At 32.7% G+C, this 17,940-nt stretch carries 20 protein-coding genes; 14 read left to right on the plus strand and 6 right to left on the minus strand.

What is annotated here, in order from left to right:
- Positions 1–119: 119 nt before the first annotated feature.
- Genes R3L15_RS04550 through R3L15_RS04565 form a run of 4 tightly spaced genes read right to left on the minus strand, consistent with a single transcriptional unit; the run spans position 120 to position 2,561 of the window.
- On the minus strand, positions 120–350 hold the full coding sequence (locus R3L15_RS04550) for a hypothetical protein (protein ID WP_338733501.1): 231 nt from the start codon (positions 348–350) through the stop codon (positions 120–122).
- Positions 351–362: 12 nt separating this feature from the next.
- Complete coding sequence (locus tag R3L15_RS04555; RefSeq protein WP_338733502.1) at positions 363–1,274, minus strand: geranylgeranylglycerol-phosphate geranylgeranyltransferase; 912 nt, start codon at positions 1,272–1,274, stop codon at positions 363–365.
- An 8-nt stretch (positions 1,275–1,282) separates the two neighbouring features.
- Positions 1,283–1,813: an HAD-IIIA family hydrolase gene (locus tag R3L15_RS04560; RefSeq protein ID WP_338733503.1), complete on the minus strand. Its 531-nt coding sequence runs from the start codon at positions 1,811–1,813 to the stop codon at positions 1,283–1,285.
- Positions 1,803–2,561 (minus strand): Rossmann-like and DUF2520 domain-containing protein, encoded by a 759-nt coding sequence (locus R3L15_RS04565; RefSeq protein WP_338733505.1) that lies wholly within the window; start codon positions 2,559–2,561, stop codon positions 1,803–1,805. Before R3L15_RS04565 ends, R3L15_RS04560 begins: the two co-directional genes overlap by 11 nt.
- 49 nt (positions 2,562–2,610) lie before the next feature.
- On the opposite strand from R3L15_RS04565, the gene R3L15_RS04570 reads away from it, so the two are divergent.
- On the plus strand, positions 2,611–2,997 hold the full coding sequence (locus R3L15_RS04570) for a group III truncated hemoglobin (RefSeq protein WP_338733506.1): 387 nt from the start codon (positions 2,611–2,613) through the stop codon (positions 2,995–2,997).
- A gap of 103 nt (positions 2,998–3,100) precedes the next feature.
- Complete coding sequence (ccsA, locus tag R3L15_RS04575) at positions 3,101–6,289, plus strand: cytochrome c biogenesis protein CcsA (RefSeq protein WP_338733507.1); 3,189 nt, start codon at positions 3,101–3,103, stop codon at positions 6,287–6,289.
- A 78-nt stretch (positions 6,290–6,367) separates the two neighbouring features.
- On the opposite strand, the gene R3L15_RS04580 is transcribed toward ccsA, so the two are convergent.
- Positions 6,368–6,739, minus strand: coding sequence for a hypothetical protein (locus tag R3L15_RS04580; protein ID WP_125467291.1), 372 nt, complete (start codon positions 6,737–6,739; stop codon positions 6,368–6,370).
- Positions 6,740–6,911: 172 nt separating this feature from the next.
- Between R3L15_RS04580 and R3L15_RS04585 the strand changes: the two genes are divergently transcribed.
- From R3L15_RS04585 to R3L15_RS04595, 3 genes are all read left to right on the plus strand, one after another.
- Complete coding sequence (locus R3L15_RS04585) at positions 6,912–7,541, plus strand: Crp/Fnr family transcriptional regulator (RefSeq protein WP_338733508.1); 630 nt, start codon at positions 6,912–6,914, stop codon at positions 7,539–7,541.
- A 56-nt stretch (positions 7,542–7,597) separates the two neighbouring features.
- Positions 7,598–8,392, plus strand: a complete 795-nt coding sequence (locus tag R3L15_RS04590) for a sulfite exporter TauE/SafE family protein (RefSeq protein WP_338733509.1) — start codon at positions 7,598–7,600, stop codon at positions 8,390–8,392.
- Between the two features lie 73 nt (positions 8,393–8,465).
- Entirely contained in the window at positions 8,466–9,884 is a 1,419-nt protein-coding gene (locus R3L15_RS04595) for an MBL fold metallo-hydrolase (protein ID WP_338733510.1), read from the plus strand.
- 40 nt (positions 9,885–9,924) lie between these two features.
- Here R3L15_RS04595 and R3L15_RS04600 read toward each other — a convergent pair whose 3' ends face one another.
- The gene (locus R3L15_RS04600; protein ID WP_338733511.1) at positions 9,925–10,923 is read right to left on the minus strand and encodes a metal-dependent hydrolase; all 999 of its coding nucleotides are present in this window, start codon (positions 10,921–10,923) and stop codon (positions 9,925–9,927) included.
- A gap of 141 nt (positions 10,924–11,064) precedes the next feature.
- Here R3L15_RS04600 and R3L15_RS04605 point away from each other — a divergent pair, with 141 nt between their 5' ends.
- The 9 genes from R3L15_RS04605 to cydB all read left to right on the plus strand — a co-directional run bounded on the left by R3L15_RS04605 (position 11,065) and on the right by cydB (position 17,802).
- The gene (locus tag R3L15_RS04605; RefSeq protein WP_338733512.1) at positions 11,065–11,406 is read left to right on the plus strand and encodes a rhodanese-like domain-containing protein; all 342 of its coding nucleotides are present in this window, start codon (positions 11,065–11,067) and stop codon (positions 11,404–11,406) included.
- Positions 11,407–11,417: 11 nt separating this feature from the next.
- Entirely contained in the window at positions 11,418–11,687 is a 270-nt protein-coding gene (locus R3L15_RS04610) for a heavy-metal-associated domain-containing protein (RefSeq protein WP_338733513.1), read from the plus strand.
- 6 nt (positions 11,688–11,693) lie between these two features.
- Complete coding sequence (locus tag R3L15_RS04615) at positions 11,694–12,692, plus strand: DUF3365 domain-containing protein (RefSeq protein WP_338733514.1); 999 nt, start codon at positions 11,694–11,696, stop codon at positions 12,690–12,692.
- Positions 12,693–12,703: 11 nt separating this feature from the next.
- Positions 12,704–13,000, plus strand: a complete 297-nt coding sequence (gene trxA, locus R3L15_RS04620; RefSeq protein ID WP_338733515.1) for a thioredoxin — start codon at positions 12,704–12,706, stop codon at positions 12,998–13,000.
- The gene (locus R3L15_RS04625) at positions 13,000–13,584 is read left to right on the plus strand and encodes a methyltransferase domain-containing protein (RefSeq protein WP_338733516.1); all 585 of its coding nucleotides are present in this window, start codon (positions 13,000–13,002) and stop codon (positions 13,582–13,584) included. The genes trxA and R3L15_RS04625 overlap by 1 nt, the downstream gene beginning before the upstream one ends.
- A 179-nt stretch (positions 13,585–13,763) precedes the next feature.
- Positions 13,764–14,396 (plus strand): DUF2202 domain-containing protein, encoded by a 633-nt coding sequence (locus R3L15_RS04630; RefSeq protein ID WP_338733517.1) that lies wholly within the window; start codon positions 13,764–13,766, stop codon positions 14,394–14,396.
- A gap of 166 nt (positions 14,397–14,562) precedes the next feature.
- Complete coding sequence (locus tag R3L15_RS04635) at positions 14,563–15,288, plus strand: peroxiredoxin (RefSeq protein WP_338733518.1); 726 nt, start codon at positions 14,563–14,565, stop codon at positions 15,286–15,288.
- Between the two features lie 103 nt (positions 15,289–15,391).
- Complete coding sequence (locus R3L15_RS04640; protein WP_338733519.1) at positions 15,392–16,723, plus strand: cytochrome ubiquinol oxidase subunit I; 1,332 nt, start codon at positions 15,392–15,394, stop codon at positions 16,721–16,723.
- Between the two features lie 2 nt (positions 16,724–16,725).
- Complete coding sequence (gene cydB / locus R3L15_RS04645; protein ID WP_338733520.1) at positions 16,726–17,802, plus strand: cytochrome d ubiquinol oxidase subunit II; 1,077 nt, start codon at positions 16,726–16,728, stop codon at positions 17,800–17,802.
- Positions 17,803–17,940 lie beyond the last annotated feature (138 nt).

Raw genomic sequence — 17,940 nt, forward strand, 5'->3', positions numbered from 1 at the left:
TTTGCTTACTATCTAATTCGTAAACAATGGTAAAGCCTTCAACAAAAAATTCACGAAAAACAATCTTTTTTGTATTACTATTAAAACTAAAAACACCTTTATCACGGTGTATTTCGCCTTTAGGTTTTTTTTTCTGAAGGCGGAAAAGCCGATTGGTTTTCTATAAAAATAAAATTGTTTGCTAATTCGTATTGGTAAGTTCTAAAACCAACACCATTGCCTGCAGCACCCGATTCGATACCTTGCCAGTTTCCTATTAAAAAATCTAAAGCTTCAAATTTTGATTGACTATATGTTAGTTGATTTATAGTTGCAAAAATAAGGGCTAAGAGTAATATTATTTTTTTCAAAATAAAATAGTTTTATTTGAGTATAAACGGATATAAAAGTAATGATAGTAACCCCAAAAACATAACAAGTTTTAATAATTGACTTATATAATGTAGTTGCTTTTTTGTTTCAGCAGAAAATAATTTAATACTAATATAAATTAATGGTGCAATAACAAATAACAAAAAGTAAATTACAGCAATTATTTGATGATATAAATACGTTGCGGTATAGTAAATTATCGAGATAATAGGAAGTAAGGATATTATAAAAGCAATTTTTATAGCGCGTTCCCTACCAATAGCTATTGGTAATGTGTTCATTCCAGATTTATAGTCGCCGTCAATATCTTCAATATCTTTAACAATCTCGCGAATTAAGTTAATAAAGAAAGCAAACATGGCGTAGTCTAAGATAATCTTAAAAAATGTTGATTGTGTATCTTGGTTTTGTGGTGTGATTTCTGGTAATAAATCAAAAACACCAACAATAATTAGGCTTAAAGCAACAAGTATAGAAATTAAAATATTACTCGCTAAAAGCACTTGTTTTAAATAGCTAGCATAAAAATATAGCGAAGCCGATACAAAAACAAAAAGGCCAAAAAAGACATCTTTTCCAATGGCTGTAGCAACATAGTAACCCAATAAAACACCAATAATATTACATGCAAAAAATAGGTTATAAGCAAGTTTTTCTGAGATGGATTTCCCAATTAAAACAGTATCTGGATTGTTTATTAAATCGGTATCTACATCGTAAATATCGTTAATAATATTTCCAGCTGCAGCAATACAAACTGATGCTAAAACCAGAATTGTAAAATGAAATCCGTTTAAGGCTGTGGCAACTCCAAATGGTTCTAAAAGGGCATATTTAACTAAAATTTGAGATAAGGCTATTAGTCCTAAATTTTTCCAACGGATAAGTTTTAAAATCGCCATAAGTTGTATTAATCGTATTTAGCATCAAAGTTACTATTCCATTTTTCCTGAACTTTTAAAACTTGCTCAATAACATCTCTTACAGCACCTTTACCACCATTTTTGTGAGAGACGTATTTAGAAATGCCTTTTATTTCTGGAACAGCATCTTGTGGGCAGCATGGTAAACCTATCAATTTCATAACCGGGTAATCGGGAACATCGTCTCCCATGTACAATACATTTTCGGCTTTAATATTGTAAATGTCTAAATATTCATCTAGCTGTTCAATTTTATTATGTGCGCCAAGATAAATATCGGTAACTCCTAAGCCACGTAAACGTTTACGAACCCCTTCGTTGGTGCCTCCAGAAATAATGCATACATTAAAACCTGCTTGTAGAGCTGTTTTTATAGCATAACCATCTTTAATATTCATAGTTCTTAGCATCTCGCCGTTTGTTGTAATGGTTATTGTGCCATCGGTAAGCACGCCATCAACATCAAAAATAAATGTGGTTATATGTTCTAGGTATTCTTTGTAACTTTTATCTTCCATGAGTGTGTTTTATTGAAGCTGTAAGCAGCTCGTATATGTCTTTATGTTTCGAGTTTTCTAATTGTTTTAAATGACGTTTTATTGTTTTTTTATCACGTCTCACGGCTGGTCCAGTTTGCGCCATGTAAGGCGAAACGGTTTGTACTTTTTTGGCCGTTTCCATAATTAAAGGTTTTAAGATATCGAAATCTATACTCTTAGCATCGCTTATTTCGTGAGCGATACGATACAATTGATTGGTGAAATTATTTACAAATACAGCCGAAAGGTGTAGCGTTTGGCGTTGTTCGGTATTAATTCTATACCATTTACTCCCAATGGCTTCTGTAATGGTTTTTAGGGTGTCAATATCTTGTTTATCTATAGTTTCTATACATATAGGCACCTGTTTAAAATCCATTTCAACGTTTTTAGAGAACGTTTGTAAAGGGTAAAATACGCCACGGCGTAATTTTTTGTCTAAATCATGAATACCAGCACTACCCGAAGTATGCACAACTAATCGGTTTTCAAACGGTAAGTTAGACGACACTTTTTTAATAGCATCGTCGCTAATAGCCATAATATAGATATCAGCTTCAGCCAATTGTTCTATATTATCAGTAATATTTACCTCATTTTTATACGTGCTAACTTTAGATAAATTGCGGTTATACCACTGCTTTACTTGCAATTGGTTACTCTGTGTGAAAGCTTTATATAAATGTGTAGCTACATTTCCGGCTCCTATAATGCAAATTGAAATCATGCCGCTAAAATACTGAAGTATCTTATGATTTAAAAGTATCTTTGTAAGTATGAAGAAAAAGGATATAAAAAATAGAGACGACATCAAGCTATTGGTTAGTAGTTTTTACGATAAAATAAGAGCACACGCTATATTAGCGCCTTTTTTTGAAAACGCAATAACCGATTGGGAAGCGCATATTGAAAAGCTAACTGATTTCTGGGAAGCTAGTTTGTTTTTAAAAACAAAGTTTTACGGTAATCCGTTACAAGCACATATAGAAGTAGATAGAAATAATAACCATAGTATTACACAAGAACATTTTGGTTTATGGCTAAATTTATGGATTAATACTATTGATACACTTTATAAAGGTGACTATGCCGAAAACGCTAAAAGCAAAGCAAGGAAAATGGCTAGTTTTATGTATATAAATATTTTCTCCGCGAGAAAATAGTTGCCATAATTTTGTAATTTTTAACATCTCAAGTTTATTTCTAAACACTTAAAGTAAACAAAAAGACTTACCTTTGCACGAGCTAAAAATAAGCCGCTTTATCATGCTAAAAAAACTTACCAAAACACTTTTCTCTACAAGACTTACTGCTGTTTTATTTATTGTATTTGCTGCAGCAATGGCCATAGGAACTTTTATGGATGCTGGAGAAGAAACATCGCCTACAGCATACTCAAGAAACATGATTTACAACACCTGGTGGTTTGAAACCATTATGGTCATGTTTGTTATCAATTTTATAGGAAATATTAAAAGATATAGGCTTTTACGAAAAGAAATGTGGGCTACTTTAATCCTACATTTATCTTTTATTTTAATTATAGTAGGAGCAGGCGTTACGCGATACATAGGTTTTGAAGGCATGATGGGAATTCGAGAAGGCGCTACCGAAAACACGTTCTTGTCAAGAGAAACTTACATTACAGCATACATAGATGGTGATTATGAAATAAATGGTGTTGCGCAGCGGTTACCTAGAGAATGGCCTGTTGATTTTTCATATAGATTAGAAAACGATTTTAAAGAAACAGCCGTTTATAATAACCAACCTGTTACTTTTGAATTAGAACGATTTATACAGGGAGCAGAACTAGATGTAGTACCTTCGGAAGACGGCGAAGAATACTTGAAAATAGTAGAGGCAGGTGGCGGAGCGCCTCATAATCATTTTCTGCAAAGCGGTAAGGAGCAACTTATACACAATGTTATTTTTACATTAAACAAGCCTATTGAAGGAGCCGTTAATATCACCAATCAAGATGGCAAGTTAAGTATAGAATCTCCTTTTGATGGCGAGTATATGACTATGGCTACCATGACAACAGGAACGTTAGTAAAAGACTCCATTCAGCCTCTCATATTACGTTCGCGGTACATTATTGGCGATATGCAAATGGTGTTTCCTAAGCCTGTGGTTAAAGGACAATTTGAAGCTGTTAAAAAATCTAGACTACTGAAAGGTGATGAAGACGGTGTAGTATTAAAAATCACCTCTGAAGGCGAAACAAAACAAGTTCACCTACTAGGCGGACAAGGCCATAGCAATCCTTTTGAACAAGTAAGCATTGCAGGGTTAGATATTGCTGTTAAATATGGCTCTAAAACAAGAGAGTTACCGTTTAGTATTAAGCTAAACGACTTTATTGCAGAGCGTTACCCTGGTACCGAAAACAGCTATTCTTCATTTGCAAGTGAAGTAACTGTATTAGACCAACAAGAAGGTGATTTTGACTATCGAATTTTTATGAATCATATTTTAGACCATCGTGGTTATCGCTTTTTTCAAGCTAGTTTCGACCCCGATGAAAAAGGCACAAGACTTTCTGTAAATCACGATTTTTGGGGAACTTGGATTACATATATAGGATACGCTTTGTTGTATTTAGGGCTGTTGGCTATTTTATTTGATAAGAATACACGTTTTGGAGAATTAAAACGATTGCTTAAAAAAGTTAAAAACAAAAAGAATGCTTTATCAGTAATAACCTTGTTGTTTTTTGCAACATCGTTTGCACAAACCGAGGCAACACAAACAAACCATATTCACAATCAGCCAACAAAAGCAGAAATAGATTCTATAATCCATGCCAATATCACACCTAAAGAACATGCCGATAAGTTCGCACATTTGGTGATACAAGATGCAGGAGGAAGAATGATGCCTGTAAATACATTTGCTTCTGAAATGCTTCGTAAATTAAGTAAACACAATACTTACAACGATTTGGATGCTAATCAGGTATTTTTATCTATTCACGAAAGTCCTATGTTATGGTACAATGTGCCCATAATTTATTTAAAGCCTAAAAAGTCAGATTCTTTAAAGCAGTTAATAGGCGTACCGAAAGAGCAAGATTATGTGTCTTTAGTTGATTTTTTTAGTGATAAGGGGGATTATAAATTAGCGTCTTATTTAGAAGAAGCATATAAAGCGCCAATACCTAATGGGTATCAAAAAGAACTTAAAGACGCCGATCAAAAAGTAAATCTATTATATAATACTATAGAAGGTTACGCTTTAAGAATATTCCCGCTTCCAAATAACGAAAACAATAAATGGATCTCTCCAACAGAATATAGGAGAGACGGCTATCAAGAACAAGTAAACGATTCGTTATACGGAAACTTTATTAATAGCGGATTTAGCGCTTATCTTTTTACACTTAACAAAGCCAAGCAAACAAAAGACTTTAAAAAAGCCGAAGAATTGCTAGAAGCCTTTAAAAAAACACAACATAAATATGGTAGCGAGGTTATGTTGTCTGATAAAAAGATAAATACTGAAATACTTTACAATAAGTACGATATTTTTAAAAACTTATTTAGTTGGTATATGTACGCTGCTACTTTAATGTTTATACTTATTATCATACAAATTTTTAATGATAAGAGTAAAGTATTACCAGTAATAGTTAATGTATTTACAGGGATTATTCTTTTACTTTTTGTATTACATACTGTTGGTTTAATAGCAAGGTGGTACGTTTCTGGTCATGCCCCATGGAGCGATGCATACGAATCTATGATTTATGTCGCTTGGGCAACTATGCTATTTGGATTAATATTTGGTAGAAAAAGTAACTTAACCATAGCATCTACAGCTTTTGTAACCTCAATGATTTTAATGATAGCCCATTGGAATTGGATGGATCCTTCCATTGCAAATTTACAACCTGTATTAGATAGCTATTGGTTAATGATTCATGTAGCGGTTATTGTAGCAAGTTATGGACCATTTACATTGGGTATGATTTTAGGTGTTGTATCATTATTATTAATGATTTTTACAACAAAAGACAATAAGAAGAAAATGAAACTCAATATCCAAGAGTTAACCATTATAAATGAAATGGCATTAACCGTAGGTCTTGTCATGTTAACCATAGGAAACTTTTTAGGTGGTATGTGGGCTAACGAAAGTTGGGGGCGTTATTGGGGTTGGGACCCTAAAGAAACTTGGGCTTTAATTAGTATTATGGTTTATGCCTTTGTAATTCACATGCGTTTGGTGCCAGGATTACGCAGTAGATTTGGGTTTAACCTAGCATCAATAATAGCATTTGCTAGTATCATGATGACGTATTTTGGCGTTAATTTTTATTTAGCGGGATTACATTCTTATGCTAGTGGCGATCAAATAATAAGTTTGAAATTTATTGGAATAGCTTGTGCAGTTGTAGCTGTGTTAGCCATCTTGGCTTACAGGAATTATGCAAAGTTTTATAAGAAATAGCCTTTAATAATAACCTTATTAAACAAAAAAATCAATCTTAAACAAGATTGATTTTTTTGTTTTTATAAAGTAAACGTTTTAAAGTTTAATAGGATTCTTATCTAAATTTAAGTCATCTAACATATCTTGAGTGAATTTATAATGTCCACGTCTAGTAACAATTTTAAACCTATGATCTTTCATTCTAGTTAAGACTTCAAGAAAGCGCCATTTAGATTTTAAAAGTTTAGGTTTTTCAGATTTCAAACTAATTTCAAAGTAATGTTTCCTACCTGCCTTTTCGGCAACTATATCTGGTGTAATTGTAATATCGCTACCTTTTTTAAGGTACGATTTAGGCGCTTCATAACCTTCTAAATCAGCTTTAATGTTACTAAAGCCACGCTTCTCTAAATAAGCTAAGGTTTCTTGTAAGAAAACTTCGTTTTCAGTTTTATCTTGTGCTATCATGCTATTAAGATATAAAAAAATATTAATTATTTTATTTATTTAATGTTAAAAAAACAACTTGACTGGTTGAAACATAGTTGTTTAAGTGTTTTGTGCTTAGTTTTTGTTCTGTATAGAGTACAGGAAATTAATTAAGAAGTAGTATTTTGCAATTTGTAGGACAATGCATAATATGGAAACATTTTTAGAAAATTATAAAAACATATTTGAAAGTGACCTTATCGACGAAATGGCACAGGTTGGTATTTTTAAAAAGGTAGCAAAAGGTCAGTTAGTTTTAGATGTAGGCGAATACATTAAATATATGCCTTTAATTGTTTCAGGAGCTATAAAAGTGATGCGTGAAGATGAAGAAGGCGAAGAACTACTGTTGTATTTCTTAGAAGTAGGCGATACGTGTGCCATGACTATTTCTTGTTGTTTAGGGCAAAAGAAAAGTGAAATTACAGCCATAGCAGAAACAGATTCTAGTTTGGTCATGATTCCCGTAAAATACATGTCTATTTGGATGTCTAAATATCAATCTTGGCAAAACTTTATTTTAGAAAGTTATAATGAACGTATTAGCGAACTTTTAGAAGCCGTAGATACCATTGCTTTTTTAAAAATGGACGAGCGTATATACAAATACCTTAAAGATAAAGCCATGGTAAACCGTAACGACTTAGTAGAGGTAACACATCAACAAATAGCAAACGATTTACATACATCAAGAGTTGTTGTTTCTAGACTGCTTAAATCGTTAGAAAAACAAAACATAATAGAGCTACAAAGAAACTGTATTAAAGTTCTAAAACTGTAACCATTGTTACGCTTTATATAATTTAACACTATTACCTTTGAAGCAAAATAAGTGATTTGGAAGATATTTTAGGATATTTAGGCGCATTGGTTATAGGTTTAGTGTTAGGCTTAATAGGTGGCGGTGGTTCTATATTAACCGTCCCTTTATTGGTTTACTTATTAGGTTACAATCCTGTGGTTGCTACAGCGTATTCCCTTTTTGTAGTAGGATCTTCTTCTTTAGTTGGCGTCATTCAAAAGCATCGAAAAAAACAAGTAGATTTTAAAACGGGATTTACATTTGTTTTTCCATCGTTCATAGCGGTTTACATGTCTAGACGGTTTTTAGTCCCTTATATACCCGATGAGGTACTTTCTCTTGGTGGTTTTGTTCTAACTAAAGAAATGGCTATCATGGTTTTTTTCTCTTTAGTCATGTTGTTAGCTTCAATATCTATGATAAAAGGGCGGAAAAACTTAGAACCTGAAAATCAACAAACATCGCAACCTTATTATAAAACCTTTGTACAAGGATTGTTTATAGGTTTAGTAACAGGATTAATTGGAGCAGGAGGCGGTTTTCTGTATGTGCCAGCATTAGTTATTTGGGGCGGATTAAGTATGAAAAAAGCCGTAGGTACCTCATTAATTATTATAGCTTTCAACTCATTAATAGGATTTACAGGTGATATACAAACCTTAGAAATAGATTGGGTGTTCTTATTAACCTTTTCAGCCATTACAATTATTGGCATTTTATTAGGGGGGTATTTCTCCAAATATATTTCTAATAAAAAACTTAAAAAAAGCTTTGGTTGGTTTGTTATGTTAATGGCAATTTATATCTTAATAAGAGAAATTTCAGCGTAGAAATAATTGTAACTTAAGTCACTAATTAACTAAAAAAACATTAGTAATTTTGAGTCACTAAAAAATAATGACAATGATTATAGAACAAATATATACAGGATGTTTAGCTCAAGGAGCTTATTATATAGAAAGTAAAGGAGAGGTGGCTATTATAGATCCACTTCGCGAAGTACAACCATACATCAATAAAGCTTCAGAAAGCAACGCGAGTATAAAATACATTTTTGAAACTCATTTTCACGCCGATTTTGTTAGTGGTCACGTTACCCTATCAAAGAAAACAGGAGCGCCAATAGTCTACGGGCCTAATGCAAACCCCAGTTTTGATGCCGTAATAGCCAAAGACGAACAAGAATTTAAACTTGGAGATATAACCATAATAGCCTTGCATACACCAGGACACACTATGGAAAGTACAACCTACCTTTTAAAAGATGAAAATGGTAAAGACCATGCTATTTTTAGTGGCGATACGTTGTTTTTAGGAGACGTTGGTCGCCCAGATTTGGCCCAAAAAGGAAAAGAGTTAACACAAGAAGATTTAGCAGGCTATTTATTTGATAGTTTACGTCAAAAAATTATGCCTTTAGCAGACGAGGTTATTGTTTATCCTGCACATGGAGCTGGATCGGCCTGTGGCAAAAATATGATGAAAGAAACGGTAGACACTTTAGGTAACCAAAAGAAAATGAATTATGCTTTACGTGCCGATATGTCTAAAGAAGAATTTATTAAAGAAGTTACAGATGGTTTAGCACCACCACCAGAGTATTTTCCACTTAATGTTAAAATGAATAAAGAAGGTTACGAAGATATTGATGAGGTCTTAGAACGCGGTTCAAAAGCATTATCACCAGAAGCTTTTGAAGTAGCTGCTAATGAAACAGGCGCAATTGTATTAGATGTTCGTCATCAAACAGAATTTGTAAAAGGACACATTCCAAGATCTATTTTTATAGGTATAGACGGTGGTTTTGCACCATGGGTTGGTGCTTTAATTGCCGATGTAAAACAACCTATTTTAATCGTAGCCAACGACGATCGTGTAGAAGAAACCGTTACGCGCTTATCGCGTGTTGGTTTTGATAATACCTTAGGATATTTAGAAGGTGGTTTTGAAGCATGGAAAAATGCCGGTAAAGAAGTTGATACTATAGAATCCATTTCTGCCGAAGAATTTAAAAACAGATTAGAATCTAATAATGAACTTCCTATTTTTGACGTTAGAAAAGAAGGTGAGTATGTAAGTTCTCATATTGAAACGGCACACTTAACACCATTAGACTTTTTAAACAAACACCTTAGCGAATTTCCAGAAAGCAACGATTTTTACGTGCATTGTGCTGGTGGATACCGCTCGGTAATTGCAGCCTCCATTTTAAAAAGTCGTGGTATTCATAATTTAATAGATGTTGCGGGCGGATTTTCGGCTATAAAAAAAGCGGGTATTTCTGTAACAGATGAAGTCTGTCCAACAACACTTAAAAAGTAACTTAAAAAATTAATCAGCATAGCTCTCTTTGTTATGCTGATTAATTTCCTTTAATTCTCTTCCATAAATCGTTAAGCATGGCTTTGGCATCACCTGGTTTCCTAGGCTGCTCGATAAAGGTAACATGTCCCATTGCATCTTCTTGTATTAAAAACTGAAACACAAAATCTTGAGAGTGGGGTTTTAGGTTTAGCAACCCAAAACGTAAGTCGTTAAAATATAGGTCACCATTTTTTTTTGAAATCGTGTACCAACCTTCCGAAATAGTAATCATACGTTGCATCTTTTCATGCGTTTGTAACTCGCCTAGTAAATGATGATTTTTAGGGTAGGAGGTAAAACGAATAGGTTTAGAATCGAAAAAAGAATAGCTTGCTAGTAAATATGCATCTTGAGTATTTACATTGGCATTCCATAGAATAGTATTTAGTGGCGATGGTCTTGTGTCAATATCAATATAATCTATATTTTGATCTTTTAAGGCTTGTTTAAATTGCGTGTATCCACCCCATTTTAACCCTAAACTAATCAATAAGTAAATAGAGCTTACAGTTAATCCTAAAGTATTAAACAACCGCCGTTTTTTACTCGTTCTGTTTTGAAGCATAGTTAAAATTAAAAACACCAAAAATGGCAACGTGTATAGTGGGTCGATAACAAAAATGTTTTTGTAGGCTAAACGTAAATCAAACGGCCAAAAAAGTTGTGTTCCCCAAGTGGTGTGGGCATCTAGTAATGGGTGAGTTATAAACGCCCAAAAGAATAACCAAGTCCAGTCTTTAATACTTTTATGGAGTTCAACTTTTGAGATTATCCACCCAAAAATAGGCGCAAATACAATAGAAAAAACAATAGAATGTGTAAAGCCACGATGAATTTCTAAAGCGGTAACAGTATCGGTTACATAAGAGGCTATAACATCCAAATCTGGAATAGTACCAGCAATGGCTCCATAAAACATGGCTTTGTTGCCAACTTTTCGTCCTAAAACAGCTTCGCCAACAGCAGCACCTAATACAATTTGAGTAAGAGAATCCATATTTTTTGCTGTGCAAAGCTATTTAAAAAAGTATTTAAAGCACTATAACTGGTCTATAATTTAGGCAGTGTAACATAGGTTACTAATAAATAAAGATTAATAAGTTAATTTTATACTTCGTATAAATTTAATAATAAAAGTATGTCGTTTTTATCAACATTATTTTCATCTAAAAGTCAAGATAGCAAGTCTGTAGTTGGGCTTTCTTCAGAAGAATTTAAAGCACAAATAGAGCATAAAAAAGTACAATTAATAGATGTTAGAACGCCAAGAGAGTTTAAATCGGGTTGCATAAAAAAAGCCAAAAATATAGATTTTTTCTCTGGAGCGTTTAACAAAGAATGTCTTAAATTAGATAAGGGAAAGCCTGTTTATGTGTATTGCAGAAGCGGAAACAGAAGCCGTAAAGCAGCAAATAAACTAGCGAAAATGGGCTTTACTAAAATTTACGATCTTAACGGCGGTATTTTAAGATATAACTAATAAGTAAATACATGACAGCAGCAATAATCGTTCAAAATTTAAAATGTGGTGGTTGTGCTAATACCATAACCAACAAACTATCTGAAATTAATACTATTTCAAATTTAAGTATTAATGTAGAAGAAAGTAAAGTAACTTTTAATTACAACAAAGCGGCAGATATAATACTAGTAAAAGAAACCTTAAGAGCTTTAGGGTATCCTTCAATAGACGATGCTAATTCTTTAACAGCAAAAGCAAAGTCCTTTGTAAGTTGTGCCACAGGAAAACTATCTAAATAACACATTATGAAAAAAATAATAATATTGGCTTTTTTATCGGTGGTCATTTTTAGTTGTAAAAACGATACAAAAAATAAAATGTCTGCTTTAGACAAGCAATTAAAGGCACAAAGTCATCCAGGTAAAAAGCTTATGGAAACGAATTGCTATACCTGTCATAGTCCTTCGGCTAGTCATGAAGATAGAATTGGTCCTCCAATGGTAGCCATAAAAAAACATTATATTGATAGTGAAACTTCTAAAGAAGAATTTATTAAAGCCATGCAAGAATGGATAAAAAATCCTAACGAAGAAGATGCAAAAATGTTTGGCGCTGTAAAACGTTTTGGAGTTATGCCTAAACAACATTTTCCTGAAGAAACCATACAGCAAATAGCAGATTATATGTACGATTTTGATATAAAACAACCCGAATGGTTTGAAGATCACTTTAATGAACATAAAGGCCAAGGAAAAGGCGCTAGAAAGGGGCAAGGAAAAGGCATGCAAAAAAAACAAGTACAAACTAATTTTGAAGACCTTCCTTATGCCGAGCGTGGATTAAAATATGCGTTGTCTACAAAAGCAGTATTAGGAAAAAACCTAATGGGAACCATTCAAAAACAAGGTACCATAGAGGCCTTAGCTTTTTGTAATGAAAAAGCCTACCCATTAACAGATAGTATGTCGGTTGTACATAACGCTAATATTAAACGGGTATCAGATAAACCAAGAAACCAAAATAATCAAGCTAGTCAAGAAGAGTTAGATTATATAAAAACATTTAAACAAGTTGTTGCAAGTAACGAAGAACCTAAACCTCTAGTAAAGGAATTAGACAATAAAGTGCAGGTATATTATCCTATTGTTACAAATACCATGTGTTTACAATGCCATGGAAAACCTAATGAAACTTTAGCACAATCAACATTAACAAAAATTAATGAATTGTATCCAAACGATAAAGCCATAGGCTATGATGCTAACGAGGTTAGAGGTATTTGGCGTGTTACTTTTGCAAAATAAATACAAGTATTATGAGTAAATTTTCAGAAATAATAAATCAAGAAAAACCTGTATTGGTTGACTTTTTTGCAGAGTGGTGTGGCCCATGCAAAATGATGAGTCCTATTTTAAAACAGGTAAAAGATACCATGGGAGATAACGTTTCTATTATTAAAATAGATGTTGATAAAAACCAAGCGCTAGCTGCAAAACACCAAGTAAGAGGCGTACCAACACTACTATTGTTTAAAAATGGAAAACAAGTTTGGCGTCAGTCGGGTGTGTTGGAAAAAGATGAGATAATTAATGTTATAAATACATCGAATTAATGAATTTATCTAAAACCTTTTGGGATGATAAATATAAGAATAACGACATAGGTTGGGATTTAGGAGAGGTGTCGCCACCAATAAAAACTTATGTAAATCAATTAACCAATAAAGCGTTACATATTTTAATTCCTGGAGGAGGGAACTCCTACGAGGCCGAGTATTTACATGCTAAAGGTTTTAAAAATGTGTATGTGGTAGATTTATCAAAAACAGCGCTATCTAATATTAAACAGCGTATACCATCGTTTCCGTCTTCACATTTAATTAATAAAGACTTTTTCGAATTAGACATGACTTTCGATTTAATTATAGAGCAAACATTTTTTTGCGCTATAAATCCAACTTTAAGAGAGCAATACGTTACCAAATCTAACGAACTTTTAAAAGCTAAAGGCAAAGTTGTTGGGCTGCTTTTCAATGTGCCTTTAAATATCGATAAACCTCCTTTTGGTGGTTGTAAAGAGGATTATATGACATATTTTAAAAAGTATTTTAATATTGTTTTAATGGAAGAAGCTTATAATTCTCACGATACAAGACACGGCAAAGAGCTCTTTTTTATTATCAAGAAAAAAGACTAGTTATAATTTAAAAAACTTAAAAACAAGAAAAGAGGAAGTGACTTACAAGCGTTCCTCTTTTTTTATATGTAAAAGCTTTTATACAGGGTATGTGCAAAAAGTATTAAGTAACAAAGGTTACAATAAAAAAGACTAATACATACTAACTTTAACATGGACAAATATAAAAACAACTCGCCATGAAAAAGCTAAGAATAACTTCAATCCTTACCGCCTTTATTATAACAGTATCAATGTCATTTTTAAGTGCATGTAGCTCAGATGACGATGCGAATTCGAGAAACTTCAACACAAATCAACCACTAACAGAAACCGATAAAGATGCACTGCTATTTATGTTAGAAGAAGAAAAGCTAGCGAGAGATACGTATGTATATTTAAATAATGAATGGTCTATAAGCCAGTTTGATAACATTAAAGATAGTGAACAAATGCATATGAATGCCGTAGAAAACCTTTTAACGCAATATAATGTCGCATACACCATTTTACCAATGGGAGAATTTGAAGATGAAATATTACAAGATCTTTATAACCAGTTTATCATAGATGGAACGATAAGCCAAGCAAATGCACTTCAAATTGGAGCAACAATAGAAGATTTAGATATTGTAGACTTAGAAGATTATATAAATGCCACATCAAATACCAATTTAATTCGTGTTTTCGAAAAGCTTCAATGTGGCTCTCGTAACCATTTAAGAAGCTTTGTTAGCGTTATAGAAAATGCGGGTGATACGTATACACCACAATACTTATCGCAAGAAGATTATAATAGCATTATAGCAGGAAGTCACGAACAGTGTAATTAATTATTTTATCGTGATTAAAATCATTTTATGATCGTTCTTTTTGTGCTAATTTTAGTTATACACGAAAATAAAAGCCGTTTTTAAAGTCTCTTGTGTAACTTAAGTAGCATTGATAAACCTTATAACTAATTATATTTGATATAAATAAATTTAATACAAAAATATTATGAATAATTCAGAAGTAACAACAGAAAAAGAAGTGTTTTCAATGCCAAGAATTGGCGATAAAGCACCAGAGTTTAAAGCAGTAACGACACAAGGTGAGATAAATTTCCCATCAGATTATAAAGGCGAATGGGCCATTTTATTTAGTCATCCAGCAGATTTTACACCAGTTTGTACCTCAGAGTTTATGACCTTTGCTCATTTAGAAGAAAAGTTTAATAAAGCAAATTGTAAACTAGTAGGTTTATCGGTAGATGGTTTGTATAGTCATATAGCATGGCTTAGATCAATAAAGGATAAAATTAAATTTAACGGTATGGAAAACGTAGAAGTTAAATTTCCTTTAATTGAAGATATTACCATGGAGGTTGCCAAGAAATATGGTATGATACAGCCAGGCGAACATAAAACACAAGCCGTAAGAGCTGTCTTTTTTGTAGATCCAGAAAGCATTGTAAGAGCAATAATTTATTACCCGTTAAGCTTAGGAAGAAATTTCGACGAAATTTACAGAGCATTAATAGCCATGCAAACATCAGATAAGTTTAATGTAGCAACTCCGGCAGATTGGGAACCAGGAAAAGACGTTATTGTTTCTCCTGCAGGTTCTTGTGGCGTAGCTGAAGAACGAATGACAAACACAGAAGATTTAACATGTGAAGATTGGTTTTTCTGTACTAAGAAATTAGATAAAGACTTAGTACTTAACGAAGTTTTAAAATCATAATTTTAAAAAAGAAAAGGCTCTCAATATTGAGAGCCTTTTTTTATGTTAAAATAGTATAAAACACCTAATTACATTGTATTTTTAAAGAACACAAAAACCAACTATGGAAGATATGCTTTTTTACGATAGGATGCAGTTTGCATTTACTATCACATTCCATTATTTATTTCCACAATTAACTATGGGATTATCTTTAATGATAGTCTATTTTAAATGGAAATTTCTCAGAACCAAAATTGATAAATACAACGATGCTGCAAAATTCTGGATGAAAATTTTTGCACTTAACTTTGCTATGGGAGTTGTTACAGGAATTCCTATGGAGTTTCAATTTGGTACCAACTGGGCCAAATTTTCAGAACTTACAGGAGGCATCATAGGTCAAACACTTGCTATGGAAGGTATGTTTTCCTTCTTTTTAGAATCCTCCTTTTTAGGGCTCTTTTTATTTGGTGAAAAATTATTAGGTCATAAATTACACTTTGTAACAGGCTTTTTAGTTTTTTTAGGGTCTTGGGCAAGTGGTTATTTAATAATTGCTACTCACTCATGGATGCAATACCCTGTAGGATATGAAATTTTAGAAAATGGAAAATTCGTACTTAATAATTTTAATGCTTTGTTTTCTAATCCTTGGTTACTACCATCTTATTTGCATAACCAATTAGCTTCAATAATTACATCGTCATTCGTGGTTTCTGCAGTAGGAGCGTTTTATCTTTTAAATAAAAAGCATACAGAGTTTGGAAAACTCTTTGTTAAAACAGGTGTTGTTTTTGGGGTAATATCTAGTGTTCTTGTGGCGTTTCCAACGGGCGATTGGACGGCAAAAAATGTAGCAAAACACCAACCTGTAACTTTTGCTGCAATGGAAGGAATTTTTGAAACCGAAGATGGCGGTTCAGAAATTGTACTTATAGGTCAGCCAAATGTGTTAGAAAAGAAATTAGATAATAAAATAGCCGTTCCAAATGTGCTTAGTTTTTTAACCTATCAAAAATGGGATGCACAAATAAAAGGGCTTAATGAGTTTAACGAAGAAGATTACCCAACAAATATTCCAGGATTATATTATGCATACCATATTATGGTTGGCTTAGGGACCATTTTTATTGGAATTATGTTATTAGCCAATATCCAGTTATTTAGGAAAAAGCTATACAAAACAAAATGGATGTTATGGGGATTAATGTTTATGTTGCCATTTCCTTATATAGCGAATACAACAGGATGGTACACAGCAGAATTAGGTAGACAGCCTTGGTTGGTTTACAACTTATTACGTACAACAGAAGGCGCTTCTCCTACAGTTTCTTCGGGTAATACACTATTTACCTTACTTGGTTTTATAGGATTATATTTATTGTTAGGCTTATTGTTTTTAATGCTAGCAGGGAAAATTATTAATAAAGGACCACAACTTAATCAAGACTAATTATGGAATTATTTTGGTATATCGTTTTAATGAGTATGCTCGCTATTTATGTTATTTTAGATGGTTACGATTTTGGCGCTGGTATTATTCATTTATTTTTTGCGAAAAAAGAAAAAGATAAAAAAGCCATAACCAATGCTATTGGTCCGTTTTGGGACGCTAACGAAGTCTGGTTAATTGCAGCTGGAGGAGTGTTGTTTTTTGCTTTTCCAACGTTATATGCTTCTTCATTTAGCGGATTTTATTTACCACTAATTATTATTTTATGGTTGCTTATTTTTAGAGCTGTCGGTTTGGAACTTCGAGGACAAATACACAATAAAATGTGGGAAACTATCTGGGATAAGGCTTTTGGTATTTCAAGTTTGTTATTAGCCTTGTTTTTTGGAGTAGCACTAGGAAACGTCGTCAGAGGCGTCAACTTAGGAAATGTGGTTAATGGCGTATCTACACATGAAGCACATTATTTCTTTTTACCACTTTGGAACCCAACATTTAGTCCGCAAACCGAGCAGTTAGGCATTATAGATTGGTTTACCCTTTTGTTGGGTGTAATAGGTGTTGTGGCTTTAACAATTCACGGTGCTAATTGGATTATTTTTAAAACAAATTCAGATTTAAATAATAAACTAAAACGCATCGTTTTTAATCTCAATTTTGTGTTGTTAGGACTAATTGTTATTTCATTATTAATCTGGCATATTATAGAACCTAAACCGTTTCATAATTTTTTAAACACCCCTTGGTTATGGGTTTTCCCCATAATAACAATAATAGGCGTTTTAGGACTGTTTAACGTAAAAGTATTTAAAAAAGATGGTTATGGCTTTTTGTTTTCATCATTGTTTTTATTTGGCGGATTAACCTCTACAGTAGCTTCAATATTTCCAAAGGTACTACCATCTACAAATACCATAAATCCAGATTTAACTATTTACAATGTGGCTGCAGATTATTATGGGCTATCGGTAGGAGTTTATTGGTTTATTATTGCTGTTGTTTTAGTAGCTATATATTTTACCATTCAATACCGTGTTTTTAAAGGTAAAATGGATAATGTTGGTTATGGAGAACACTAACTTTTTTGTAAAAAAACAACTAACAAATACATTTATTCTGTAGTGAGAATAGAAACTAAAAAGCAGCAATTAAGCTGCTTTTTTTATGTAACATAAGTTACGTTTTAAGTGGTTGAAAAGTGTCATCTTTATCAAAAG

The sequence above is a fragment of the Mangrovimonas cancribranchiae genome (genome assembly GCF_037126245.1).
GTDB lineage: Bacteria > Bacteroidota > Bacteroidia > Flavobacteriales > Flavobacteriaceae > Mangrovimonas > Mangrovimonas cancribranchiae.